Origin of the sequence: Streptomyces sp. NPDC088554, from assembly GCF_044752945.1 — a bacterium.
GTDB lineage: Bacteria > Actinomycetota > Actinomycetes > Streptomycetales > Streptomycetaceae > Streptomyces.
In genome coordinates, this window is the sequence record NZ_JBIVMF010000032.1 from 22807 (window position 1) to 47135 (window position 24329).

Sequence of the window (24329 nt, forward strand, 5' to 3'; positions counted from 1 at the left end):
GAAACGGATGTGGAAGCGAACATAGGACCAAGGCTACGGCCAGCCACTGACAATCGGCAGAGAGTATCTCCGCGAGGGCCGCCCGGGGACCCGTCCGCGGCGCCCGCGCACCCAGAGCCACGTACCCAGGACCGACCACACCGAGCCGCCCCCACTGGAGAAGCCGGAGGCGTTCGTGGCGGCGGTGGTGGCGTTCCCCGTGGGCTCACGGGGACAGCCGACGGGCTCACTGGGGCCGGTCGTCCCCGTCCTCGTCCATGAACCCGCCGAGCACCTCCTCCAGCACCCCGTCCAGAGCTTCGTCCAGGACTTCGCCGAGCGCCTCGCCGGTCCCGTCCCCCGGTGGGTCCGCACCGGGCAGCGCCTGTTCGGTCCAGATGCACTTGCCGGTCGCCGTGTAGCGGGTGCCCCAGCGCTGGGAGAGCGCGGTGACCAGCCGCAGCCCGCGCCCTCCCTCGTCGGTCTCCAGCGCGCGGCGGATCCTCGGGGTGGTCAGGCTGCCGTCCGAGACCTCGCAGACCAGATCGGCGCCGTGCAGCAGCCGCAGCCGGACGGGGCCCTTGGCGTGCCGTACGACATTGCCCACCAACTCGCTGGCCAGCAGTTCCGTGGTGACCGACAGATCGTCGAGCCCCCAGGTCGAGAGCTGCTCCCGGACGTGTTTGCGCGCCTCCCCGGCCGCCTGCGGGGCCTCGGGGAGCGGCCAGGAGGCCATCCGGTCGGGGGTCAGCGCGTGGAGGCGTACGACGAGGAGCGCGGCGTCGTCGGCGGTCGGCTGGTCGGCGGGGAGCAGTCCGGCGGTGATCGTGTCGCAGAGGGCCTCCAGCTCCTTGCCCGCGTTCTGCGGGGCGGCCAGCAGCCGGGCCAGGTCGGCCATGCCCTCGTCGATCTCGCGCCGGGCCGACTCGACGAGCCCGTCGGTGTACATCACGAGGAGGCTCTCCGGAGGGATCGTCAGCTCGACCGTGTCGAACGGCGGCTCGGCCGCGCCCAGCGGCGGATCGGGGACCAGCTCGGGGAAGGTCACCGAGCCGTCGGGGTGGAGCACGGCGGGCGGGGGGTGGCCGGCGCGGGAGATGACGCAGGTGCCGGTGGTCGAGTCGTACAGCGCGTAGAGGCAGGTGGCGTACGAGTCCTCGCCCAGGCCGACGACGATCTCGTTGAGGTGGCCGAGGATCTCGTCGGGGGCGAGTTCGAGGTGGGCGAGGGTGTGGACGGCGGTGCGCAGCCGTCCCATGGTGACCGCCTGGGGCAGTCCGTGGCCCATCACGTCGCCGATGACGAGCGCGACCCGGCCCGCGGAGAGCGGGATGATGTCGTACCAGTCGCCGCCGACGTCCATGCCCTGCCCGGCGGGGAGGTAGCGGGCGGCGGCGGTGCAGGCGGCCAGGTCGGGGAGTTCCCGGGGGAGCAGGCCGCGTTGCAGCTCGCGGGAGCGGCTGTACTCGGCGTCGTACAGCCGGGCGCGGTCCAGGGCGTGGGCGACGAGGGCGCTGATCGCGTTCAGCAGGGTGCGTTCCTCGTCGGTGAGCCTGCGCGGCCGGTCGAAGGCGACGGCGCAGACGCCGAAGGTGTGGCCGGAGGTGGTCAGCGGCAGGAACGCCCACGCCTGTTTGCCCGCCTTGACGGGCCGATGGGCGAGTTCGGGGTAGCGGGCCGCGTACTCCTCCATGGAGGAGATGAACAGCGGGGCGCCGGTCAGGAGCGCGTCCCAGACGGGGTCGTCGGCGACGCGCGGCCGGCCGTTGATCGTTTCGAGGAAGTCGGCCGCGTAGCCGACCGACCCGACGTTGTACACCCGGTCGCCCTCGATGGCCTGGACGACGAGTCCGGCGGCGCCGAAGGGCGGCAGCACCCGCTGGGCGACCGCTTCCACCACGTCCCGGGAGGTCGTCGCGGCGGCGAGCGCCTCGGTCAGCTCGGCGATCCGGGCGGAGCGCTCGGCCGCGGCGCGCTCGGCGGCGGCCCGCTCGGCCTGGTGTCTGCGCCTCTCGGTGACATCCGTGAAGTAGAGGGTGAGGCCGTCCGGTACGGGGACGAGCCGCAGATGGTGACAGTGGCCGCGGAGCACGTTCTCCACGTCGAAGCTGACGGGGGTGTCCCTGGCCGCGGCCTCGCGGCAGCGGGCTTCCAGCCCCGCCAGGGCGTCCCGTGCGGAGGGCAGCTCCCACAGGACCCGACCGGACAGCTCCTCCTCGAAGCTGCCGAGCAGCCGTTCCGCCTCCAGGTTGGCGAAGGTGATCCGCCAGTCGTCGTCGACGCCCAGGAAACCGTCCGTCATATGGCGCAGAGCGCGGCTGAGGGAGTCCCTGGCGGTGCGCGACTCGTCGCTGTCCCAGCCCATACCGATCATCCGTACGGGTTCGCCGTCGTCGTCGAGTACGCAGGTGCCGCGCGACTGCGTCCAGCCGTACGTGCCGTCCGGGCGCCGTACGCGATACTCGGCCTCGAACGGGGTCCGGTCGTGGATGGCCTTCTCCACGGCGGCCAGCGTCCAGGCCAGATCGGCGGGGTGGACGACCTTCATCCAGCTCGCGACCACGGGGACGAAGTCCGCCGGGTCGGTCCCGTAGAGCGCCATGGCGCCCTCGTCCAGGGCCAGCTCGCCGGTACGGATGTTCCAGTCCCAGGAGCCGACCCGGATCTCCTTCAGCGCGTCCCGGATCCGTCCGGCGTCGGGCCCCTCCTGCACCGGGCGCGGGGGCGGCGCCTGCGCGCTCCGCTCCTCGGCCCAGGCGGCCACGTCCCGCAGGAAGCCCCACTGCTCGGGGGTCGGCTCGCCCGCCTCCCCGGCCAGTACGGTGAGCGCCCCGACCGTGCGGCCGCCCCGGGAGACCGGCACGGAGGCCCATCCGCTGCCGGGCCACTCCGTACCCGTACCGCTTGCGCCATGGGTGACGGTGGCGTCCATGGGCACCCACACCTGATGCCCCCGCCGCACCGCCGACGCCGGGGCGAGATCGCCCTCCTGGTCGACGGTCTCCCACTCCCGGGCCAGCCGGGGCGGCAGCCCGGCGGCCGACACCAGGCCCAGCGCCCGCGTCGGCCCCCGGAGATGTACGGCTGCGCCCAGCCCGCCCAGCTGGCCCATCGCGTGCTGGAGGGCCAGCCGGAAGACTTCACTCTCCGTAACGTCCTGATCCACTGAGGCAAGCAAAGCCAGCCGGGTTTTCATGACTTAATCGTACATATTGACCTTATGAGGCAATCCGCCCCACGCCGGTCACCTGGGGATGCCCACCACGGCGAACTCGGCGGTCTCCGGGGCGGCTATGCCGAAGCGGGCGTTGGGCAGGTAGAAACGGTTGCCGAACGACGCGATGGTGGTGGGGATGTCGAAGCGGGGGTCGGTACGCCGCTCCAGGAGCCGCCCCTTGGTGCCGTCCGCGTTCAGCCGGATGACGGCGACCGCGTTCAGCTGGTTCTGCACGACATGGAGGGTGCGGCCCTCGATGCGCATGCCGTCCCCGAACTCCACGTTGTCGCCGCCGAGGTCGACGGTGGTACCGATGCCGGTGGCGGGGTCGACGCGGTAGACGCGTCCGGTGTTGCTCTGCGCGACGAGCAGCGCCCGGCCGTCGGGGGAGCGGACGATGCCGTTGGCGTTGAAGCCCTCCTCGAAGGCGACATCGCCACCGAGCGGTACGGTCACCACGGCGTCCTGCGACGGCAGCCGGCCCCCGCGCCCGAGCGGGAGCTTGTACAGGACCGGGGAGACCGAGTCGGTGGCCCAGGCCGCGTCGGGCGTCAGCACGAAGTCGTTGACGAAGGTGGGGCCGTCGGTGAGCCGGTACCGGGCGAGCACCTTGCCACTGGCCGCGTCGATCACCCAGGCGATGCCCGCGTCACCGCCCGCCACGAAGAGCCGGCCGCGCCCGTCGAGGGCGATGCCGACCGCCGCCGTACCCGGACCGGGGGTGAGCAGCCTGCCCTCGCCGGTCACCAGGTCCAGCGCGCGGACGTCGCCGTTGGCCAGGGAGGTGACGTATGCGATGGGGGCGTCGCCGATCGCGATGCCCTCGGGGCGGAAGCCGGTGGGCAGCGCGATGGTGGCGGGGAAGCGGCCCGAGGACGCCCGGCGGGCGGCGGGCGCGGCGGTGGCGGCGGGGGCCGCGGCGACCCCGGCGACCACGAGCGCGCCTGCCGCGCCGGCCAGGGATGTGACGAAGCCTCGTCGGTTCTGCATGGGTGGGTGTCTCCTTCGCGACGGCGGACCGATCGGTCCCGGACCGATCGGTCTGATCATTCATGGGTTCGTACGCCATGTCAACGAAGGCCCGGCGAAGGCCAGTAGCATGGCGAGAAGTCTGATTTGGGCCGGTGGACAGCTGTGGGACAAAGGGGCGGCATGGCACGCAGATCGTCGCCGGACGCGAGGGAACGGATCCTCCGGGCCGCGGCCCGGCTGTTCGGCACGTACGGCGTACACGCCGTCGGTCTCCAGCAGGTCATCGACGAGGCCGGGTGCGGCAAGAGCCTCCTGTACCGCGAGTTCGGCAGCAAGGACGACCTGGTCGTGGCCCATCTGCGCCGGTACCGCGAGAACTGGGCGGACCTCATCGAGGCGGCGGGCCGGGAGGCCGGGGGCGACCCGGCCCGGCAGCTCGTCGCGATCGTCCGCTCCGTCGCGGAGCGGGCGACAGCGCCCGGGTACACGGGGTGCCCGGTGCACAAGGCGTACTCGGAGTTCCCCGACAAGGGACATCCGGTCTATCTCGCGTCGGTCGCCCACTTCGAGATGACCCGGACCCTCCTGCGCGGGATCGCCGAGCGCGCGGGCGCGGCCGACCCCTCGGCCCTGGCCGCCAGGCTGATGCTCATCATCGACGGGCTCAGCATGAACGCCACCGCGCTCGGCACCCCCGAGGCCGCCGTCCTGGCGGCCACGTCCTTCGCCGAGGACACGGTCCGTACCGCTCGGGCCCGAGAAGCCGCCTAGTCAGGTCGGGAGCTTGCGCCGTTCAGGTCGACTACGCGACACGACACGCTCCGCACCCACCGCGGGAACTCTTCCGCCCACCCCGCTCCCTGAAGATCGGGCCGGACAGGACACGCCTGTCCCCTCGGCACTCCCGAGGCATGGACCAGAGAACCGGAGCGGGAATGCTCTTCAGGAAGAACGCGTGGCGCGCCCTCGCGGCAGCCGCCACGACCGGCGGGCTGCTCATGGCAGCGGTCTCCGCCAACAGCTCGGCGGCGGCTGACGCCAGCGCGAAGCCGAGCGCGGCCGTGATGTCCGAGATCGGCCGTATCGCCACGGAACACCACGCCCTCGGGCTGTACGAGACCGACCGGGGAGCGGTGGTCATGCTCCCGAGCGGGACCGCTACCCGCGCTATCGCCACCGCCACCGAAAAGGTCGCGCCGGGCGTGGACGTCCAGTACAAGGTCAGCAAGTTCACGGCCTCGGACGTCGACCGCATCAAGAACAAGCTGACGGACCGCAAGTGGCACCCCGAGGCCGACAAGCACGGATTCACCGTCATGTACGACGCGGAAACGGACCGGGTGACCTTCGGTTCCACCGCTCCGGACGCGGTGAAGGCTGCCGCGCTCAAGACCGCTCCGGGCGATGTCGTGGCCACCTGGACCAAGGTCGAGCCCCTCATCAGCCGGTACGCCGACGCGCCGCCCTTCTTCGGCGGCGACCAGATCACCAGCCAGTGGGGCAACTGCACCTCGGGCGCGAACGTGCAGGACGCGCACGGCAAGCCCTTCGCCGTCACGGCCGCTCACTGCGGCGGGACCACCGACGACTTCAGGACCGGCGGCCGGTTCGGCTCCGCGGTCAGGGACTTCGGCGAATTGACCTCACGGGACGACAAGACCGACCTGGCCGTCATCGACAACGTGTCCTGCGGGAGGACGCTGAACGGACACCCGTGGTGCTTCGACAACAGCATCTACATCGGCGGCGCGGACCAGAACACCTTCACCAACCTCAAGGTCACCGGCAGCGCGGGAACGTTCCTCCAGCAGACGGGAATTGAGGTGAGCGGTGCCACCACCGGCCTCACCCGCGGATACACCGTCGTCAACAACGGCTCCGACGTCTGCTACGGCGGCGCCTTCCCCAAGAACACCTGCATCACGAACGGCCGTGGGATCACGCTGGCCAACCCGTGCTGCCTGGCCGGGCCGGGCGACTCCGGCGGGCCCGTCTTCTTCCAGCCCGTCAACTCGAGCAACACGACCATCGTGGGCACCGTCTCGGGCGGAATCACGCAGGCCGATGGGCGGAAGTTCCTCATGGTCAGCAAGTTCGCGAACGTCGTCCCGCTGGGCTACATCGGGGTCTACCGCAGGTGATCACGGTCAGCTGACGTACAGGATCGCCTGACGCACAGGATCACCCAGACACGGAAAGCGGCCCCGGCCCGGAAGACTCTTCCGGGCCGGGGCCGAGTGGTAGGCCCTGTGGGACTCGAACCCACGACCAACGGATCAAAAGACCTGGCCGGGTCCGACCGGGTGATGCCAGGTGGTGCCGCCCTGTCCAGGGACGCCTGGTCGGACGGGGTGAGCGATGCTGAGCGATCCGGCCGAAACCGGGCTGTGCCGCAACATCCGTTCACGCATCGCTCACGCGCGATGAGCCGTTGAACAGTCTTTCCCCTCGGGACGACACACCGTTGCCCCTCAGCCCGAGTCAGCAGCGGACTACGGCTTGTACACGCACTACCGGCGAGCTATCGGCTGGTCATGAAAATGGACATAGCCAGGACGGCACCCCCAAGAGCAACTGCACCCAGACGCAGCTTCCAGGTGACGGGATGGGTGATTGCTCGCCGAGCCACAGCCCAATGTCGATACAGCAAGTAGCCCGCTACATCGAGGAGGAGAGCGACACCACCCGCCAGCCAGATGTACAGCACGATGTCGTGATCAGGTCCCGCGAGCCTTGAGAAGAGTTCCTCGTCAAGAACTGACTGCGTCCACCATGCCGCCATTGGGCAGAACGCCCATGCCACCATGATTGCCGCCCAGATCTGCGAGGACATCGACGGCGGGTAGGGTGCCGAAGCAGTGGCACCAACCACATTCTGAGTTCCACCGAACACGGCAGGACCGAAGAAGACATTGTGGTGGACCTCTGGCACTTCAGGATTCTGGCTCACGTTCCACCGCCCATGTGGACGACCTGAGTACCGCCCATCTGGGTGGGCCCGTAGAACTGGTTGTCATAGATGTTCAGCCCGGGATGAGGCTGTGAGGCCCCCAGGGCATCCCGGAGCTGCCGCAAGAGGTGCTCATCGGACGCTGCGAGGCGGTGGACATGCTCATGCACGGCGCTACGCAATGTCGCCGTGTCCGTCCCACGAAGACGATCGAGATCTTCGATCCGTACACCTTCATCATTTCGTGAACGGTTCAAGATCACGCTCAGTCGCGGACGAGCAGATGCGTAGGCATCGCTGACAAGCAGTCCCGCAAGTGCTGTGGTAACGCTCTCAACCACAAAACCCCAGTCTGTCATGCATCCCCCTATCTCTTCGTGTACGTCAAGATTACGGAGGGCGATACGCGCTGTCAGGAAGACCGCTGAACAGCACCGATTCCTTCCGCGTTCTCCCTACGGTCGACTCACCGGCTGCGGGTCGGTCCACCCAGAAGCTGCACTTCGAACGAGAGCGTTGGCTTGCTCTCTGCGGACTGCATGAACCCACTGGTAGCGGCAGACCCTGTGGGCAGTCGTATCGCCGCGCGATAGCGTCGCCCAGAAGACCGACTGTGGAAGGGATCAAACGCCGGATGCCGCACAGCACGAAGGGCTCCAACGGGCACGAGCAGCGTGGCCTGATCCTCGACTTCGCCGGAGTGCTCACCGCCAGCCCCGTCGACGTCCACCGCGCCTGGTGTGTCTCCGAGGGGCTGGCGCCCGGAGCGTGGCACAGCACTCTCAACGATCACCCCGAAGGGCGCCGTCTCTACACGGCGTTGGAGATCGGCGAGACAGGGCAGGCCGAGTGGAATCAGAGCACGGCCGCTCTCCTCGGGAAGCACGTGGATCCCGTGAACCTGATGGGGCGGGCCTGGGCCGAGGTGCCTGCAGCTCGCCGGATGGTCGCACTCGCCCGCGCCGCGCGTGCGTCCGGCCATCGGCTGGCGTTGCTGTCCAACAGCTTCGGCCTCGATCCGTTCAACCCGTACGAACACGTCGGCATCTGGGACCTGTTCGACATCCACGTCGTGTCCGAGCTGGTGGGGCTGGCCAAGCCCGACCCAGCCATCTATCAGCTCACCCTCGAACTCATCGGCCTCCCGGCCGAGCGATGCGTTTTCGTGGATGATCACGCGATCAACCTCCCGCCGGCCGCCGAGCTGGGCATCACCACTGTCCACGCGTCGGACGAGGACACGGCCGTGGCCGAGCTGGAAGCAATCCTCGACGTGACGGGTGCGGGAGCCTCTCGCGGGTAGGGCGCCCCCATGTCGGGCCGAGCGCAGCCCCACGCCCTGTCGTCGTGCTGGCGGTCCAGCAGGCGGCATGTCCTTCTCCAGCCGATACTTGATCATGTGGATGGATCACCAGTGGTCAGGACTGTGCGGCTTGGCACTGGCGAACCGGTCGAGGTTCGACCGTTCGTCGAGGGTGATTCGGTCGCACAGCTGACGCGTCTGCTCCACCGTGCGTATTCCGATCATGCTGCCGAAGGCCGGATTTTCTTCGCCTCGTATCAGTCAGTGGAGGACACCACCTACAGGTTGGGCAGGGGCGAGTGCTGGCTGGCTCTGCGAGCGGGGGAACCCGTGGGCACCGTGACGGTGGCGGCTCCGCATGAGATTCCGGAGGGGTATCCGGCTCCAGCGGGGTCGGGGTCGTTCTGGCAGTTGGCTGTGGACCCTTCGGCCCGAGGAACGGGCCTTGGCCAGCGGCTGCTGAACTTGGCAGAGGAACGTATCGCCGCGCTCGGACCTTCTCGGGTGGTGATCGACACGTCGACCGAGGCGGTCGACCTGGTCGGCTGGTACCTACGGCGCGGTTACGTGCCGGTCGGGTCCTGGCGGTGGAGCGTGACGAACTACGAGAGCGTGGTGCTCCTGAAAAAGCTGGCGGCAGGCGGACACAGTCGGTGACACGGACTGCCGATGCCGCCACAAACGGCACCGGCAGTCGGTTGGCTACTGACCGAGGGCGCGGACGGCGTCCCGGGCGGCGACGGCGAGGGCCTCGTCCAGGGCCTCGGTGCGGCGGCCTCCGGCGCTGGCGATCGGGCCCTTGCCGCCAGCTCCGCCGCCGACCGTACGCGCGGCCGGGATGAGGATGTGGCTTGCGTCGATACCGGTGTCGTGCAGGCTACGGGTGACCGCGGCAGCCAGCAGGGCCTTGCTGTGGTGCTCGGTGCCGAGGACGACGACGGCGTGGCCGGCGTCGAGCAGGCCGGCGGTGTGCTGGGCGAGCGTGCGGAGTTCGTCCGGGCCGAGGCCGGGCACCTTCTCGGTGACGACCCGGCCGCCAGCGACCGCGCGGGCGGAGGCGGCGAGCTGCTGGGCGCGGTCTCGTAGCTCGGCCTCGTGAAGGCGGCCGAGTTCCCGCTCGGCGGAAGCGAGGGCGTCGAGGCGCTTGCGGAGGGCGTCAGGCGCGTCGTGGGGGCGGGTGCCGAGCAGGGATGAGAGTTCTTCGAGGAGGCGGTGCTCGGTGTCGTAGTAGTTGAGGGCGTCGCGGCCGGTGAGGGCTTCGATGCGGCGGAGGTTGGAGCCGATGGAGGTTTCGCCGAGGATGCGGACGGGGCCGGCGTTGGAGCCGTGGCCGATGTGGGTTCCGCCGCAGAGTTCGCGGGAGAAGTCGCCGATGTCGACGATGCGGACGTGGTCGCCGTACTTCTCGCCGAAGAGGGCGGTCGCTCCGGCGGCCTCGGCTTCGGCGCGCGTGGCGTGCCAGACGCGTACCTCGGGGTCGGCGAGGAGGCTGTCGTTGACGAGGGTCTCGATGGCGGCGAGCTGGGTGCGGTCGAGGGCAGAGAAGTGCGCGAAGTCGAAGCGGAGGCGGCCGGCGTCGACGAGGGAGCCGTGCTGGCGGGCGTGGTCGCCGAGGCTTCGGCGGAGCATGGCGTGCAGCACGTGGGTGGTGGAGTGGGAACGGGCGACGGCCTCACGACGGGCGCCGTCCACGCGGGCTTCGACCTGCTCTCCGGTGCGGATCTCGCCTTCGGCGACGCGGACGGTGTGGACATGGAAGCCCTCCAGGCCGGGCTTGGTGTCCAGGATCTCAAGGAGGGTGCCGCCAGCGGTCCGGATGGTGCCGGTGTCGCCGACCTGCCCGCCGGACTCGGCATAGAACGGGCTTCGGTCCAGCACCAGTTCGAGGGTGCTTCCCTGTTCGGCACCGGACACGACGGTGCCGTCGGAGACGAGACCGAGGACGGTGGCCTCGGCATCGAGGCGGTCGTAGCCGACGAAGTCGGTACGGCCGTGGCGGGCGGACAGTTCACGGTAGGCGTCCTGGCGGCGGAGCGCCTCGGCGGTCTTGGCCTTGCCGCCGGCCTTGGCGCGCCGTTGCTGTTCGGCGAGCAGGTCGGCGAAGCGGTCCTCGTCGACGGTCAGGCCGGCGTCGTGGGCGGCCTCGACGGTCAGCTCGACGGGGAAGCCGAAGGTGTCGTGCAGCTCGAAGGCAGTCTCCCCGGCCAGGGTCGTGGACCGGCTCTCGCGGCTGCGGGTGATGGCGGCGTTCAGCAGCCGGGTGCCCTGGGCGAGGGTGCGGGTGAAGGACTGCTCTTCGGCGGTGACGACCTGCTCGATGAGAGCTGCCTGGGCGGTCAGCTCGGGCCAGACCCCTCCGAGGTTGGCGATGACGCTGGCGGTTGTCGGGGCGAGGACGGTTTGGTCGATGCCGAGGAGGCGGGCGTGGCGGATCGCGCGGCGCATCAGGCGGCGCAGGACGTAGCCACGCCCGTCCTTGGCGGGCAGGACGCCGTCGGCGATCAGGTAGGCGATCGAGCGGGCGTGCTCGGCGACCACCTGGAAGGAGATCTTCTCCTCGCCGCTGCCGGGGTAGTCGCGGCCGGCGAGTTCCTGAACGGTCGTGAGCGTGGGGCTGAGGAGGTCGGTGCCGCACACGTTTTCGACTTCCTGGAGGATCGCGGCCAGGCGGTCGAGGCCGAGGCCGGTGTCGATGCTCTGCTGGGCGAGGTCGCCGAGGATCGGGAAGCCGCCCTTCTTGTCGCCCTCGCCGCGCTGGTACTGCATGAAGACTAGGTTCCAGATCTCCACGTAGCGCTCGCCGTCGACGGCCGGCCCGCCCTCGCGTCCGAAGGCCGGTCCCCGGTCGTAGTTGACCTCCGAGCAGGGACCACAGGGCCCGGGGACTCCCATGGACCAGAAGTTGTCCTCCATGCCCAGGCGCTGGATGCGCTCGGCAGGGACGCCGGTCTTGCGCCACAGATACTCGGCCTCGTCGTCGTCCTGATAGACGGTGATCCAGAGGCGGTCCTTCTCCAGGTTGAAGCCCTGGGTGAGGAGTTCCCAGGCGTAGGTGATGGCGTCGGCCTTGAAGTAGTCACCGAAGGAGAAGTTGCCCATCATCTCGAAGAACGTGGCGTGCCGGTTCGTGCGGCCGACGTTGTCGATGTCCGAGGTGCGGGCGCACTTCTGGATGGTCGTGGCGCGCGGGAACTCCGGGGCGACCTCGCCCAGGAAGTACGGCTTGAACTGGTTCATGCCGGCGTTGGCGAGCAACAGGGTCGGATCGGAGGGGATCAGCGGACTGGACGGGACCTGGCGGTGGCCGCGCGAGGCGAAGAAGTCCAGGAAGGTGGAGCGGATCTGCGTCGAGCGCATGGTGGTGTGGCCCTCACGGAAGAGTCGTGGAGAGATGGGGGTCGATCACACGCCGAGCCGGGCCGAGAACAGGGACTGAGAGGTTCTCAGTTCTCCAGCTCGACGCAGATAGCTCGCGCCCCCACGGTGTAGACCATGACTCCAGATCCGTTGTCTGAGGTGGCGCAGCCGACACCGGACGCAACGGCCCGCTGCGACTGCGCCACCCAGCGTAGCTGTCCTGGAGTCAAGATCGCTTGGCTTTATGCGCTCCGTCGCCCCGTGCCCGTCAGGGAGAGGAGCGTCCCGGCGAGGTCTTCGGCGTCGGGGAGCACGACGACGGCTCCGGCCCGGGTGAGCGTGGAGGGGGTGGAGAACCCCCAGCCGGAGCCGATCGGTGTCACGCCCGCTGCCCGGGCCGCGTGCATGTCGGACTCCATGTCACCGACGAACACGGCGTCGCCGGGTGACACATCGAGCTTGTCGAGGGCGAGTAGGAGGCCGTCGGGCGCGGGCTTCGGTGCCGCGTCCTCGTAGCAGACGACGACGTCGATCGGGTCGAGGACGGTGGGCGGCAGGAGCCAGTGGACCCGCTGGCGGCTTCGTAGGGTCACGATGCCGGTGGCGACGCCGGCTGCATGGAGCGCGGAGAGCGTGTCGGCGACGAACGGGAACACCTCGGCGGTGAGGGTGGCGGTGGCCGTCGCCGCGTCCCAGCCGTCCTGACTGATCACTCCGGTGTGTCCGAGTTCGGCGAGTACGTGTTCGCGTGGCGTGGTCGCGGCCCAGGTCGGCAGGTCGGCGATGGTGACACGTCGACCGAGGGCGGAGGTCGCGAAGCCGGCCAGGGTGGCGAGTTGGGTGTGGCGGCTGTCGACGAGGACGCCGTCGAGGTCGAACAGCACGGCCCGTTTCACGTGGAACCACCCCCTCGGGGTGCTTCCGGCAGGTCGGCCTCGGTGAGCAGGGCATGCAGGGTGACATTGTGTTCGGCCAGCAGCGTTCGCCCTCCGAGCGGGCGCTCGAGGACACACAGCGCGTCGCTGACCGGAGCACCCGCGATCCGCAGGATGCGGGCCATGGCGAGCAGTTGTCCGCCGGAGCGCACCACGTCGTCGACGAGGACGGTTCGACGGCCGGTGAAGGCGGCGCCTTCGATCTGCCGGCGGGAACCGTATCCCTTCGGTCGGCGGCGCAGGAAGACAGCGGGCAGGCCGGTGGCGGCGGACAGGGCGACGACGAGGGGGACGCCGCCGAGTTCGATGCCGGCGAGAAGCTGGGTGTCTCCGGGGACGAGGGGGACCATGGCGGCGGCGGTGTCGCGCAGCAGCTCGGGATCGGCGGCCAGGCGGTACTCGTCGAAGTAGCGGTCGAGCCTCGCGCCGTCGGCGAGGTGGAAGGGGGCGGTGACGAGGGCGGTCTCGGCGAGCCGGACGGTGAGGTCGGGCAGGCGTGTGCTGGTGGTCATGCTCCTCCGATCGGTGCCGTCTCAACCGTGTCGAGAGCGGCGAGGCGGTCGCGGAAGGCGGCGGCGGACTCGGCGGTGCTGAGGAAGCCGAGGGGCCGGGTCGGGGTTTCGTACAGCCACTCCTCCTCGCGCAGGAGGGTGAGCAGGCGCCGTGCGGAGGCCCCGGCGAGGAAGATCGGTACGGGCCGGACGGTGGTCGCGTAGTACATGGCGGCGGTCAGCTCGTGGAGGGTGCCGACGCCTCCGCCCATGGCGACGACGAGGTCGGCGTGGTCCAGGTAGTGGTTGAGCCGGGCGCCGAGGTCGGGAAGGTGGACGGACGTGGTGGTGTACAGGTTGAACGCGCCCCACTCGTCGTGCTTACCGATCAGGGTCACCGCGGTGACCAGGGCGCCTTCGGACGATGCGCCGCGCGCGGCGGCCTCCATCAGGCCGTTGTAGCCGCCGTGCAGGAGCTGGTAGCCCGCTCCCGCCAGAGCGCGGCCGATCTCCTCGGCCAGCCGCTTCTCGTCGTCGGAGGCGGGGCGGACCCCGCCGAAGAAGACCGCGGTCAGTCCCTCGCGGGCCCGGGCGGCGGCCGGGCCCGCCAGGTGGAGCGCGTTCACATCAGCTCCAGGTAGGTGCGGTACGCGGCGATGGCGTTCCCCAGGCCTCGCAGGGCTTCGGGGCAGGCCCGCCCGACCAGGGCGAGCGTCCGCTCGACAGCCGCGTCGACGTCGGCGGCGAGGGGGATGGCCGGTGCGCCGATCGCCGCCTCCAAGTCGCCGAGGCAGGCCCGGCCGATCGGGGTGACGGCGATCTCCTCGCGCAGCTGGTACCAGCCCCAGAACCGTGAGGTGGGTGCCAGAGCGGCCTTGATCAGGTCCTTCGTCGCGGTGTGGAGGCGGTGCCACTCGGAGTACGCGACGAACCGCTGGCCGCGCCTGATGCGCTTGTGCAGCAGGACTGCCAGGACCAGGTGCTCGATGAGCAGCTCGGTGCAGGTACGAGGTCGGGCGAGGAACTCGGCCGCGAACCGCTCGGCGACCGCCGTTCCCTCGGCCGGGACGAGCGTCGACTCGCGGTCGAGGAGTAAGGCGGTGGCGACCGTCGCCCGGAGGCGTGGGACGCGCGACGCGGGCATCAGGTAGAGGTCGATCTGGTGCAGGCGCCCCTCGTCCGGGACGAGGAAGACCATGCCGACACCGCCGAGGTCGGCGACGATCGTGTCGCGCCACCCGGGCAGCAGGGCGCCGGCCTCGGTGGACATCAGGTCGTCCAGGGCCTCGACGAACGGGGGCAGGTCGGCGTCCTGGACCCCGACGACGAAGTCGACGTCCGAGAGGCGGTCGGCCGTTCCATGGGCCAGCGACCCCCGCACCATCAGGTGCGTGACGGCCGGGGAGGTGGCCAGGATGTCGGCGAGCCGGGACAGCAGTGGGAGCTGGGACGGGCGGTTGGCGAAGGTGAGTTCGGCCAGGTGCAGGGTGGGCACGTGCGTCCTCCGATCGGATGTCGGTGTGTGAGCCGTGGCGGTCATGCCGTGAGGGCGAGGAGGCGGCGCTTGGCCGACGTCCAGCGCGTGGCGGCCTCCTCGTCGCCGAGCGAGGTGTGCAGCTCGGCGATCAGGTCGTAGACCGTCCCCTCAGGCAGGGCGTAGGCGTAGAAGAGTCGCAGCAGCATTCGCTCGGCCGCGTCCGTGTAGCCGAGACCGGCCATGCCACGGGCGGCCTGGAGCCGCTCGGCGAGCACCGCCACGTCGGCTGAGGGCAGCGGCTCGGCGGAGCCGGGGTGAAGCATGGGCCGGCGGGCGAGGCGCCGGTAGGCGTCGTCGGCGTACACGTCGGCGATCAGGTGGATCCGGTCCGGTCCGAGCAGGTTGCACACGCCGTGGGCGTACGTCGGTGTCAGCCGCCAGATCCGCCCGCCGGTCATGTGCACCTTGGTGCCGCCGGTGACGAGGAACGCCGATGTGTTGGTGTGCAGGGGGATGTGCAGCCGGTGCCGCTCGACCTGGTCGAGCTCGTCGTAGTCGCGGTGCTCCCACAGGAAGGCGTTGGCCTCCAGCCGGGCGAGCCGGACCCACATGTAGTTCAGGCCGAGTTCAGTCAGCAGGGCGGCGGTGGTCGGCATCTGCGACAGCAGGTCGGTCGGCCGGGCGGCGCAGTCGCCGATCGTCACGTCGGCGGCGTCGCCGGACGCGTTCATCAACGACGTCGTCAACCAGCCTCCCGACTGGTAGGCGCCGTACTCGGCCTTCCAGGGCGCCCGGGCCGTCAGGGCCTCGTGGCGCATCCGTTCCAGTTGAACGGAGTCGACGGCGTCGAGCTGGGCGATCTGCCCGGCAAGGGCGGTCAAGGTGTCCATCGGTTCCCTCCCGTCGCCAGCCCGCCCGTAAGCGGGCCGGCTGGCACGTGGTGCGGATGGGGGTGATCGGACGGAACCGCCGAGGCGGCCCCCGATCTCATGCTTCGTCGCCGGAGGTGCACGCACGGCGAAGTGGCGTTCAGCATGAGGGGGGACGGCGGGACATGGATACGACGTCACCACCGTCACGGAGCCGTCATCGCCGAACGGCCTGTGACCCGGCCGACGACGGTCCCTGACGGTCGCGCGTCATGACTGCCGTCATGGCCGCCGTCATCTTCGTCGGCGAGCCGCCGACGGGGTTTCCCTCCGATCGGACAGGGCTATCGTCGGGTGAAGACGAACGGGTACGGAGAGGATCTGCCGTGGCTGAAACTCCCACGCTCTTAAGGGTCTTGACGCTCCGGCGACACTGGCAGGTCTACGAGACCTTCCGCCTCCGGTTCGAAGCGACGGCGACGGCGATCGCCGACGACGAGAACGACGCGCGGCTCCGGGGCCTGTCGGTCTCGAAGCGGCAGTTCGAGCGCTGGTACGGCGGCGCCGTGAAGACCCGCCCCTACCCCGACCAGTGCAGGGTGCTGGAAGCAATGTTCGGCGTCGGCGTCGATCTCCTTCTCGCTCCCGCGCCGCAGGCCGTCGAACGGACCACGCCTGTGCCCGACCCCCCGCTCGTCATCCCGCCGTCACGGCCGACCCCTGTCCTCCTCCCCACCGAGCGGGCAGCGGCACTGCCTGTCGGCGGCCCGTTCAGCAGCGAGCCCCGCTTCGACGCGGGCACAACGGAATTGGAAAGGCAGGTCACGATGGCGGCTCGTCGTGCACTTCGGTTCACCGCGATGGCAGAAGGCAGCAGCATCGGCCCGGAGACCCTGGGCCAGATCCATGACGAAGTGCGGCGGCTCACTGCCGCGTACCCGAGGCTGGCGTTGCCGACGCTGCTCGGCGACCTGGTCGAGGTGCAGGACCTCACCTTCCGCCTCCTGGAGCACGGCCGCGTCAAGCCCCTGCAGGCCCGCGAGCTGTACCTGCTCGCCGGGATCACCTCCGGCATGCTCGCCAAGGCCAGCCACGACCTGGGCAACCCGAGCGCCGCGATGATGCAGGCCCGTACCGCCTTCGTGTGCGCCGACAACGCCGACCACCAGGCCATGCGCGCCTGGGTCCGTTCCCTCCAGTCGCTCATCTCCTACTGGGCCGGGCGCCCCGCCGAGGCGGCCGATTACGCCCTCCTCGGCCAGAGCGCGACCGGCGACGTCCGCGGCACGACCAGCGTCTGGCTGGCCTGTCTCTCCGCCCGTGCGCACGCCCTGATCGGCGACGCCGAGACCACCCGCACCGCCATCCAGCAGGCCGAGGCCGCCCGGGCGGCCGTCGAACCCGACGACCTCGACGCCTTCGGCGGCATCATGACCTTCCCGGTGCCCCGGCAGCTCTACTACGTTGCTGAGGCCACCGTGCACCTCGGTGAGGACCCCGTGCTCGGCGAGAGCCGTTCCGAGGCCGCCGTCAGCGCCTACCGGAACGCCTCCGAGGATGAGTGGGCCTTCGGCGACGAGGCCGGCGCGCAGACCGACCTCGCGCTCGCCCGCATCGCCCGGGGCGAGATCGAGGGTGCCATCGAGGCCGTGCGTCCCGTGCTCGACCTTCCCGTCGAACAGAGGAACTTCGGCATCACGAGCAGCGCCCAGCGCGTCCACGCCGCACTGCACGCCGACGGACGATGGAACACCGGCGCGGCGGCCGATCTGCGCGGGGAGATCGAAGCCTTCACCGCCACCCCGACCTCCGTCCTCGTCCGATGAACCCGCGGGTAGGCTCCGCGCCCATGACCCCTGTCCACCTGGCCGGCCTCCGCCTGGCCCTGCGTGAAGTCGAACCCGAGGACACCGGCGCGCTTCTGGCCGTCTACGGCGACCCCGAGGCAACACGGCACCTCAGCTTCGAACCCCGTACCCCCGAACAGGTCCAGGCGATCGTCGACCGGTCCATCGCCTCTGCCACGGACAGGCCGAGGACCGACTACTGCCTCGCCATCACCCGGCGTGGCGAGCACCGCCTGATCGGCTACGCGCGTCTGGCGACCGAACCGCAGCAAGCGGCCACGATCGGATTCGCTCTGCATCCGGCCGAGTGGGGCAAGGGCCTGGGCACCGAGACCGTCCACCTGCTGTGCGTGCTCGGCTTCCGGACGCTCGGCCTGCACCGCATCTGGGCAGCCCGCTCACCCCTCAACGAGGCGTCCGCGCGAACCCTTCTGCGGGCGGGCATGACCGAGGACGGCCGGATCCGCGACCACGTCTTCGTCCGCGGAGCGTGGCGGGACTCGATCACCTACTCGATCCTGGAGCACGAGTGGACCCCGCTCGACGGCATCGACACCGAAGGCCGCCCGCCCGCTGCCTCGCCCGACGCGAACCGCGGACAAGAGAGGTGAGCCGGTGATCACCGAGGCGGGCTTACCGCACCATCTGGTGATCCCCGGCATCGCCGAATCCGCGCGCGGCGGCCTGCCCGCCCCACCGGCCACCGACGACGGCAACGACTGGGTCGACGGGGTCTGCTGGCTCTGCTGCGGAGAGCAGTGGACCCGTGTCCTGTGGATCGGGCCAGCGAGCGTGGCTGGTGCCCAGGCACCGATGTACGCCTGTGCTCCCTGCATCGAGGAACTTCACCAGCGGGTCTGGCGATCCATCTTTCACCGTGATGAGCCTGTTCGGACGGCGCCGTGTGACGTATGCCGGCGGCGGCCACGATCCGGCGGGCGATGTCCGCCCACTGGGCGTCGGTCAGGATCGGATCCTCGGGCGCGGCGCGGACCGGGCAGTGCCACACCATGGTGGCCGGGGCCTTGTCGCCGAGCATCATCACGGGCTGGTCGAGCTGCGCGGCGAGCTGGTCCTCGAGGTCCTTGGGGTTGAGGTGGGGACTGCGGCCGGGGTCGGGGGCGAAGCCGTCCCGGGACGCCACCAGGTGGGGATCGGTCGGGAACGACGAAGCGCCCCGACCGGAGGAAACCGATCGAGGCGCCAAGTAGCAGGGCAGAGAGGTGACCCCACCCTGCTGTCGGTAGGCCGTGTGGGACTCGAACCCACAACCAACGGATTAAAAGTCCGCTGCTCTGACCAATTGAGCTAACGGCCCCCGGCACAACAGATACGAGCATAGCCCGCCCGGGGCAGTGTGCCGATCGGGTATCCCCGGTTGTGGGGATGTCGTGGGGGCCGGGCGGGAAAACCGCAGGGCCCGTGACCCACCTCGGGGGTGGGGCACGGGCCCTGCGGGCGTGTCAGTTCAGCGACGGCCGGTGTCAGCCGTTGCGCTTCCAGCGGGGCTTGTCGTCACGGCGGCCGAAGGAACCGGTGCCGGTGCCGGTGCTGCCACCGGCGCGGTGGGCCGCCGGGCGGTCGTGCGTACGGGCGCCGGACGCCGGGCGGTCGTCGCGGCGGTCACGGTTGACCGGACGGTCGCTGCTGCGGTGGTCGCGGCGCTCGAAGGGGCGGCCGCCACGGTCGTCACGGCGGTCGTCACGGTTGAAGCCACCGCTGCTCGGACGGTCGTCACGGTTGAAGCCACCGCTCGGACGGTCGTCACGACGGTCGCGGTTGAAGCCGCCCGTGCTCGGACGGTCGTCACGGCGCTGGAAACCACCACGGTCGCCACCGCGGTCGTCGCGACGGTCGCGGTTGAAGCCACCGGTGCTCGGACGGTCGTCACGGCGCTGGAAACCACCACGGTCGCCACCGCGGTCGTCGCGACGCTGGAAGCCACCGCGGTCGCCACCGCGGTCGCCGCCGCGGTCGTCCCGGCGGGTGAAGCTCGCCCGGTCGTCACGCGGCGTGTAACCCCGCGCGCCACCCCGGCCGCTGCGCTCGCCCCGGTCGTCCCTGCGGTCGTCGCGACGGTCGTCACGGCGGCCGTAGTTGCCCCGCTCGTCGCGCGGCGCCGACTGCTGCGGTACGGCAGCGGCGGCGGCAGCCGCCTCCGCCTCGCGCTCGGCCTCGGCGGCCACCTCGGCCACCGCGGCCTCCGGGTCGTCGCCCCGCTCGCGCGCGGCACGGGCGATGAGCCGGCCGGCCTCCTCGCGGAGCTCGACGGCGCGGCGCTGCGCGCGCTCCAGCTGCTTGGTCAGGTCGGCGGCCTCGCGCTCGGCCTGCTTGGCGGCGTTGTTCGCGGAGTCGGCCTGGACCTCCGTGAGCGAACGCGCGCCGGTGATCTCGGCGACCTCCGGGTCGAACGCGCCCGCTCCGCCGACCATGTGGCGCGTGGCGTCGACGCCCGCGTCCTCCATCAGCCGGAAGATCTGGCGGCGCTGGTGCGGAAGCGACAGCGACACGACGACCCCGGACTTGCCGGCGCGCGCCGTACGGCCCGAGCGGTGCAGGTAGTCCTTGTGGTCCCCGGCCGGGTCCACGTTCAGCACCAGGTCGATGCCGTCCACGTGGATACCGCGCGCGGCCACATCGGTGGCGACCAGCGCGTTGACCAGACCTTCCTTGAAGTCGGCCAGCGTCCGCGTCCGCGCGCCCTGCGTCATGCCGCCGTGCAGCGCGTCGGCCTTCACACCGGAGTCGCGCAGCTGCTCGGCGATACGGTCGGCGCCGAGCTGCGTCCGTACGAAGATGATCGTGCGGCCCTTGCGGGCGGCGATGGCCGCCGTCACCGGGGCCTTGTCCTTCGGCTTCACGACGAGCACGTGGTGCGTCATGGTCGTGACGTTGCCCTGGGCGCTGTCGACCTCGTGGCTGACCGGGTTGGTCAGGTAGCGCTTGACCAGCGAGCTGATCTCGTTCTCCATCGTGGCGGAGAAGAGCATGCGCTGACCGCCGGCCGGCACCAGGTCGAGCAGCTCGGTGACCTCGGGCATGAAGCCCAGGTCCGACATCTGGTCGGCCTCGTCGAGGATCGCGATCTGGACCTGCTCCAGCGAGCAGGCGCGACGGTTGATCAGGTCGCGCAGCCGGCCCGGGGTGGCGACGAGGACATCGACACCGCGCTCCAGGGCGTAGATCTGGTTGCTCATCGACGTACCGCCGCAGACGACCTTCATCTTCAGGCCGAGCACATCGCCGTACGGCTGGAGCGCGTCCGCGACCTGCATCGCCAGCTCGCGGGTCGGGGTGAGGATGATGCCGCGCGGCTTCTTCTTCTCGGTGTGACCACCGGAGAGCGAGGCCAGCAGCGGCAGACCGAAGGAGAGGGTCTTGCCGGAGCCGGTACGGCCACGGCCCAGGATGTCCTTGCCCGCCAGCGCGTCCGGGATGGTCGCGGCCTGGATCGGGAAGGGGGCGGTGACGCCGTTCTGCGCGAGCTTGCGGACGATGCCGTCGGGCAGGCCCAGGTCGCCGAAGGTGAGGCCGGGGGCCTCGGCGGAGTCGGAGTCCGCGGAGTCCGCGATCTCGGTGACCGTCTCGGTGTCGCTCTCGATGGCCGCTACGGCCTCGACGACGGCTTCGACGACGGCTTCGACGATCTCGGTGCTCTCGATGCTGTCGGCGTTCTCGACGCTCTCGGGCATGACGATGTTGTCAGTACTGGAAATGGACATGCGAAATGCGAAACCTTCCGGAGTCTCGGCACGCGCCCAAACTCCGTGATTCGCAAATCGACCGCCTCAATGCGGTCAGCCACGGCAAGGGAGAGTACGCGCCACGCGGCGCTCTTCTGTGTCGGCGCCGGGCAATGATCAAACGATCTACTACCATACGCACTCACCCCCCGATCTGGCAAACCGCCCCCCTCCGCACCCCGCTCACACCGGCCCCACCTGCGGTGATGCCTGCGGCTCCCGCCACGTCCCCGCCGCCTCGGCCGCCGCCAGCGTCCCCGTCCGCACATCCGCCGCCGGGGACGCGGACGGCTGGTCGACCGGCTTCGTCGGTTCCGGCTCGGGCTCCGGGCCCGGCGGCTCCGGCTGCTGGCTCGGCTGGACGGGCGTCGGCGCGGGACGCGTGGGCTCATGCGTCGGTACGGGATCCCCGCCGCCCGGCGGGGTGGGCTTCCCAGGCCCCTGGCCGGGGCCCCGCGTCACCTCGGGCTTCTCCACGGGCGCCGCCGGGGACGCCTGGGAACTGGCCTTCGGCGAGGCGCCCGCGGCCTTCTCCGGGTCCTTGCCGTCCGCCTCCGCGCCGTCCTCGCCCTTCGACGCCGGGCCCGCCCCGACGCGCTCCTCGCCGCCCTTGCCCGCGCCGCTCCGCCAGACATGGGGCATCCCGGACCCGACGCCCGTACCCGTGACCCCGTCCGGCTCGACCACGCCCGCGCGGCCGTCCGCCGTGTGCGAGGGCGCGGGTTCCCCGTCGTCACCGCCGACGCTCATACAGCCCGTGGAGGTCGCGACCGCCAGCGAGGTGACGAGCCAGACGGCGAGACGGCCGGGGCCGGACAGGCCGGACAGGGCGGACAGGGCGGACAGCGTGGGCAGGGCGGGGAACTGGCGCACGGGCGGCACCTCCGGTACGTACGAACAACGAGGAGCACCCCGCCGACGGCGAGGGAGAGGGGGACCGACCGGCGTATGGGGGGACGGCGGTCGGTCTTCACTGCTCAACTTCCTTTCCCCCGCCGGGGACACGCCCGGACGCCCGCTTCTCCTGGACAATGGCCGTGTGCTGGAAATGACACGCGAGACCTTCGAAGAGCTGGTGAGCCAGGCCCTCGATCAGATCCCCCAGGAGCTGACCCGGGTCATGGACAACGTCGCCGTCTTCGTCGAGGACGAACCCGACCCCTCCGACCCCGAGCTGCTGGGGCTGTACGAGGGGACCCCGCTCACCGACCGGGGCGAGTGGTACGCCGGGGTCCTGCCCGACCGCATTTCCATCTACATGGGGCCGACGCTGCGCTACTGCGAGAGCGCGGAGGACGTCGTGCACGAGGTCTCCGTGACCGTGGTGCACGAGATCGCCCACCACTTCGGCATCGACGACGAGCGGCTGCACGAACTCGGCTGGGGCTGAGCCCCCCGCCGGGCCTCCGCCGGGCCTCCGCCGGGGCCCGCCGCCCGTACCCCCGCCGATGGCCTACTCCAGGCATGCCCGCCGCCCGCGACGGGCATACGGGTCCAATGGCCCGTGCCCGTGACGTACCGCGCGCATCACCCGCATCACGTCCCGCTCCCCGTTACTTCCGTACCCTCCGCGCCGTCCTCCGTCCTCATCGCCCCGCGCCCACCAGCGCCCTCGTCGCCGCCCCGCACCCCGTCACCCGCGCGCTCGGGCTGATCGCCGTCGTCGTCGTGGGCGCCTGGCTCGGGCTGCTGATCGTCGGCAGCGTCCGCACCCCGGTCGGCCCGATGGACACCCGGATGACCCTGCGGCCGTCCCTGACCGGCGGCACCAAGATCAACGTCTCGCCGCTGGGCGCCCTGGAGCTGGACACCCACACCGCGCCGCTCCGCCTCGACGTGGACGTCGACCAGCTGGACCCGGTCCGCTCCACGGCGCTCGTGGCCCACCCGGAGCGCTTCGCCGGGCTCCAGACCGAGGTCGGCCACGACGTGAGGGCCGGCACCACCGAGCTGGCCGTACGGTCCGTCGTGGCCGTCGTCTCCGGCGCGACCGCCCTCGGGCTCGCCGTCTACCGCCGCCCCCGCCGCGCCCTGACCGCCGGCGGGCTCGCGCTCGCGCTGCTGGCCGCGTCGGGCATCGGCGCGTACGTCACCTGGAACCCGAAGTCGGTGCTGGAACCCCGCTTCTCCGGGCTGCTCTCCTCGGCCCCGCAGGTCGTCGGCAACGCGCGCTCGATCGTGACCGAGTTCGACGTCTACCAGAAGGAGCTGGCCCGGCTGGTCACCAATGTGACCAAGCTGTACGACGCGACCTCCACCCTCCCCACGTACCAGCCGGACCCGGGCACCCTCCGGGTGCTGCACGTCTCCGACATCCATCTCAACCCGGCGTCCTGGCACATCATCGGCTCGCTCGTGGACCAGTACGGGATCGACGTCATCATCGACTCCGGCGACACCATGGACCACGGCACCGCCGCCGAGAACACCTTCCTCGACCCGGTGGACGACCTGGACGCGCCCTACGTCTGGGTGCGCGGCAACCACGACTCCCGGCTCACCCAGGACTATCTGAAGCGCATGAAGAACGTCCGGGTCCTGGACGAGGGCAGCGCCGTGACCGTCGCCGGGCTGCGGGTGGCGGGCATCGGCGATCCGCAGTTCACCCCCGACCGCTCGGTGGCCGCGCCGGGTGACCCGGCCGAGCGCATGGCGGGCATCCGCTTCGCCTCCGCCCTCCGCGACCAGCGGCGGGCCGGCACCCCCGTGGACATCGCCGTCGCCCACAACCCGGTGGCGGCCCGGGAGACCGACGGGCTGGTCCCGCTCGCCCTGTCGGGTCATGTGCACCACCGCGCGACCGAGGTCCTGCCGTACGGCACCCGGCTGAAGGTCGAAGGCTCCACGGGCGGCGGCGGGCTGCGCGCCGTACAGAACGAGAAGCCCGAGAAGGTGCGCGCCTCGGTGCTCTATCTGGACCGTACGACCAAGCGCCTCCAGGCGTGGGACGAGATCACCCTGGGCGGGCTCGGCCTGACCACCGCCGAGGTCGGCCGCCACCTCCCGGAGGAGGTGGGCACCCCGGGCGGGGACCCGTCACCGAGTACGTCACCGAGTACGCCCCCGGGCACGTTCCCGAACGCCTCGCCGGACACGACTCCGGTCGCGGACACGAGCCCCTCCCCGGCCGCCCCCGCACCCGCTCCGACCCCCTCCCCGTAAACCGTTTTGGCGATAGCTCCCCGCATC

The 24329-nt window shown here is 70.8% G+C and carries 20 protein-coding genes, 1 tRNA gene and 1 pseudogene; 8 read left to right on the plus strand and 14 right to left on the minus strand.

The annotated features are described in order from the left end of the window. Positions 1 to 226: 226 nt before the first annotated feature. Together ACIP8W_RS28030 and ACIP8W_RS28035 are read right to left on the minus strand one after the other, a co-directional pair. Positions 227 to 3175 carry a SpoIIE family protein phosphatase gene (locus tag ACIP8W_RS28030; RefSeq protein ID WP_401957501.1) on the minus strand — a complete coding sequence of 983 codons (2949 nt, stop codon included), beginning with the start codon at positions 3173 to 3175 and terminating at the stop codon, positions 227 to 229. 48 nt (positions 3176 to 3223) lie between these two features. Further along, positions 3224 to 4186 (minus strand): SMP-30/gluconolactonase/LRE family protein, encoded by a 963-nt coding sequence (locus tag ACIP8W_RS28035; RefSeq protein WP_401957503.1) that lies wholly within the window; start codon positions 4184 to 4186, stop codon positions 3224 to 3226. 162 nt (positions 4187 to 4348) lie between these two features. Between ACIP8W_RS28035 and ACIP8W_RS28040 the strand changes: the two genes are divergently transcribed. Then, positions 4349 to 4939, plus strand: a complete 591-nt coding sequence (locus ACIP8W_RS28040; RefSeq protein ID WP_401957505.1) for a TetR/AcrR family transcriptional regulator — start codon at positions 4349 to 4351, stop codon at positions 4937 to 4939. 140 nt (positions 4940 to 5079) lie between these two features. Further along, a complete protein-coding gene (locus ACIP8W_RS28045) occupies positions 5080 to 6309 on the plus strand; it encodes a hypothetical protein (RefSeq protein ID WP_401957507.1) in 1230 nt (409 codons plus the stop codon). A gap of 380 nt (positions 6310 to 6689) precedes the next feature. On the opposite strand, the gene ACIP8W_RS28050 is transcribed toward ACIP8W_RS28045, so the two are convergent. Both ACIP8W_RS28050 and ACIP8W_RS28055 read right to left on the minus strand, forming a co-directional pair. Further along, entirely contained in the window at positions 6690 to 7118 is a 429-nt protein-coding gene (locus tag ACIP8W_RS28050) for a hypothetical protein (protein ID WP_402205139.1), read from the minus strand. Further along, a complete protein-coding gene (locus tag ACIP8W_RS28055; protein ID WP_402205141.1) occupies positions 7115 to 7477 on the minus strand; it encodes a hypothetical protein in 363 nt (120 codons plus the stop codon). The genes ACIP8W_RS28050 and ACIP8W_RS28055 overlap by 4 nt, the downstream gene beginning before the upstream one ends. A 275-nt stretch (positions 7478 to 7752) precedes the next feature. Here ACIP8W_RS28055 and ACIP8W_RS28060 point away from each other — a divergent pair, with 275 nt between their 5' ends. Together ACIP8W_RS28060 and ACIP8W_RS28065 are read left to right on the plus strand one after the other, a co-directional pair. Continuing rightward, complete coding sequence (locus ACIP8W_RS28060; protein ID WP_402205143.1) at positions 7753 to 8421, plus strand: HAD-IA family hydrolase; 669 nt, start codon at positions 7753 to 7755, stop codon at positions 8419 to 8421. 264 nt (positions 8422 to 8685) lie between these two features. After that, on the plus strand, positions 8686 to 9078 hold the full coding sequence (locus ACIP8W_RS28065) for a GNAT family N-acetyltransferase (protein ID WP_402205174.1): 393 nt from the start codon (positions 8686 to 8688) through the stop codon (positions 9076 to 9078). A gap of 45 nt (positions 9079 to 9123) precedes the next feature. Here ACIP8W_RS28065 and alaS read toward each other — a convergent pair whose 3' ends face one another. The 6 genes from alaS to ACIP8W_RS28095 all read right to left on the minus strand — a co-directional run bounded on the left by alaS (position 9124) and on the right by ACIP8W_RS28095 (position 15571). Next, complete coding sequence (gene alaS, locus ACIP8W_RS28070; protein WP_402205145.1) at positions 9124 to 11778, minus strand: alanine--tRNA ligase; 2655 nt, start codon at positions 11776 to 11778, stop codon at positions 9124 to 9126. A gap of 242 nt (positions 11779 to 12020) precedes the next feature. Then, positions 12021 to 12674, minus strand: a complete 654-nt coding sequence (locus ACIP8W_RS28075; protein ID WP_402205146.1) for an HAD family hydrolase — start codon at positions 12672 to 12674, stop codon at positions 12021 to 12023. After that, positions 12671 to 13225, minus strand: coding sequence for an orotate phosphoribosyltransferase (locus ACIP8W_RS28080; RefSeq protein WP_402205148.1), 555 nt, complete (start codon positions 13223 to 13225; stop codon positions 12671 to 12673). The genes ACIP8W_RS28075 and ACIP8W_RS28080 overlap by 4 nt, the downstream gene beginning before the upstream one ends. Continuing rightward, on the minus strand, positions 13222 to 13830 hold the full coding sequence (locus tag ACIP8W_RS28085) for an LOG family protein (RefSeq protein ID WP_402205150.1): 609 nt from the start codon (positions 13828 to 13830) through the stop codon (positions 13222 to 13224). Before ACIP8W_RS28085 ends, ACIP8W_RS28080 begins: the two co-directional genes overlap by 4 nt. Beyond that, the gene (locus tag ACIP8W_RS28090) at positions 13827 to 14699 is read right to left on the minus strand and encodes a hypothetical protein (RefSeq protein WP_402205152.1); all 873 of its coding nucleotides are present in this window, start codon (positions 14697 to 14699) and stop codon (positions 13827 to 13829) included. The genes ACIP8W_RS28085 and ACIP8W_RS28090 overlap by 4 nt, the downstream gene beginning before the upstream one ends. A 41-nt stretch (positions 14700 to 14740) precedes the next feature. Next, on the minus strand, positions 14741 to 15571 hold the full coding sequence (locus tag ACIP8W_RS28095; protein ID WP_402205154.1) for an aspartyl/asparaginyl beta-hydroxylase domain-containing protein: 831 nt from the start codon (positions 15569 to 15571) through the stop codon (positions 14741 to 14743). A 395-nt stretch (positions 15572 to 15966) separates the two neighbouring features. Between ACIP8W_RS28095 and ACIP8W_RS28100 the strand changes: the two genes are divergently transcribed. Together ACIP8W_RS28100 and ACIP8W_RS28105 are read left to right on the plus strand one after the other, a co-directional pair. Further along, positions 15967 to 17376 (plus strand): hypothetical protein, encoded by a 1410-nt coding sequence (locus ACIP8W_RS28100; RefSeq protein ID WP_402205156.1) that lies wholly within the window; start codon positions 15967 to 15969, stop codon positions 17374 to 17376. 23 nt (positions 17377 to 17399) lie between these two features. Then, a complete protein-coding gene (locus ACIP8W_RS28105; RefSeq protein WP_402205158.1) occupies positions 17400 to 18008 on the plus strand; it encodes a GNAT family N-acetyltransferase in 609 nt (202 codons plus the stop codon). A 248-nt stretch (positions 18009 to 18256) separates the two neighbouring features. On the opposite strand, the pseudogene ACIP8W_RS28110 reads toward ACIP8W_RS28105, so the two are convergent. The 4 genes and pseudogenes from ACIP8W_RS28110 to ACIP8W_RS28125 all read right to left on the minus strand — a co-directional run. Next, positions 18257 to 18604: pseudogene (locus ACIP8W_RS28110) on the minus strand (hypothetical protein); the annotation flags it as partial. 37 nt (positions 18605 to 18641) lie between these two features. Next, positions 18642 to 18715 (minus strand) — tRNA-Lys (locus ACIP8W_RS28115). A 166-nt stretch (positions 18716 to 18881) separates the two neighbouring features. Continuing rightward, positions 18882 to 21119 (minus strand): DEAD/DEAH box helicase, encoded by a 2238-nt coding sequence (locus ACIP8W_RS28120; protein WP_402205159.1) that lies wholly within the window; start codon positions 21117 to 21119, stop codon positions 18882 to 18884. A 204-nt stretch (positions 21120 to 21323) separates the two neighbouring features. Next, the gene (locus ACIP8W_RS28125; protein ID WP_402205161.1) at positions 21324 to 22013 is read right to left on the minus strand and encodes a hypothetical protein; all 690 of its coding nucleotides are present in this window, start codon (positions 22011 to 22013) and stop codon (positions 21324 to 21326) included. A 166-nt stretch (positions 22014 to 22179) separates the two neighbouring features. Here ACIP8W_RS28125 and ACIP8W_RS28130 point away from each other — a divergent pair, with 166 nt between their 5' ends. Together ACIP8W_RS28130 and ACIP8W_RS28135 are read left to right on the plus strand one after the other, a co-directional pair. Further along, entirely contained in the window at positions 22180 to 22530 is a 351-nt protein-coding gene (locus ACIP8W_RS28130) for a metallopeptidase family protein (protein ID WP_401957527.1), read from the plus strand. Positions 22531 to 22637: 107 nt separating this feature from the next. Next, entirely contained in the window at positions 22638 to 24302 is a 1665-nt protein-coding gene (locus ACIP8W_RS28135) for a metallophosphoesterase (RefSeq protein WP_402205163.1), read from the plus strand. Positions 24303 to 24329: the final 27 nt, after the last annotated feature.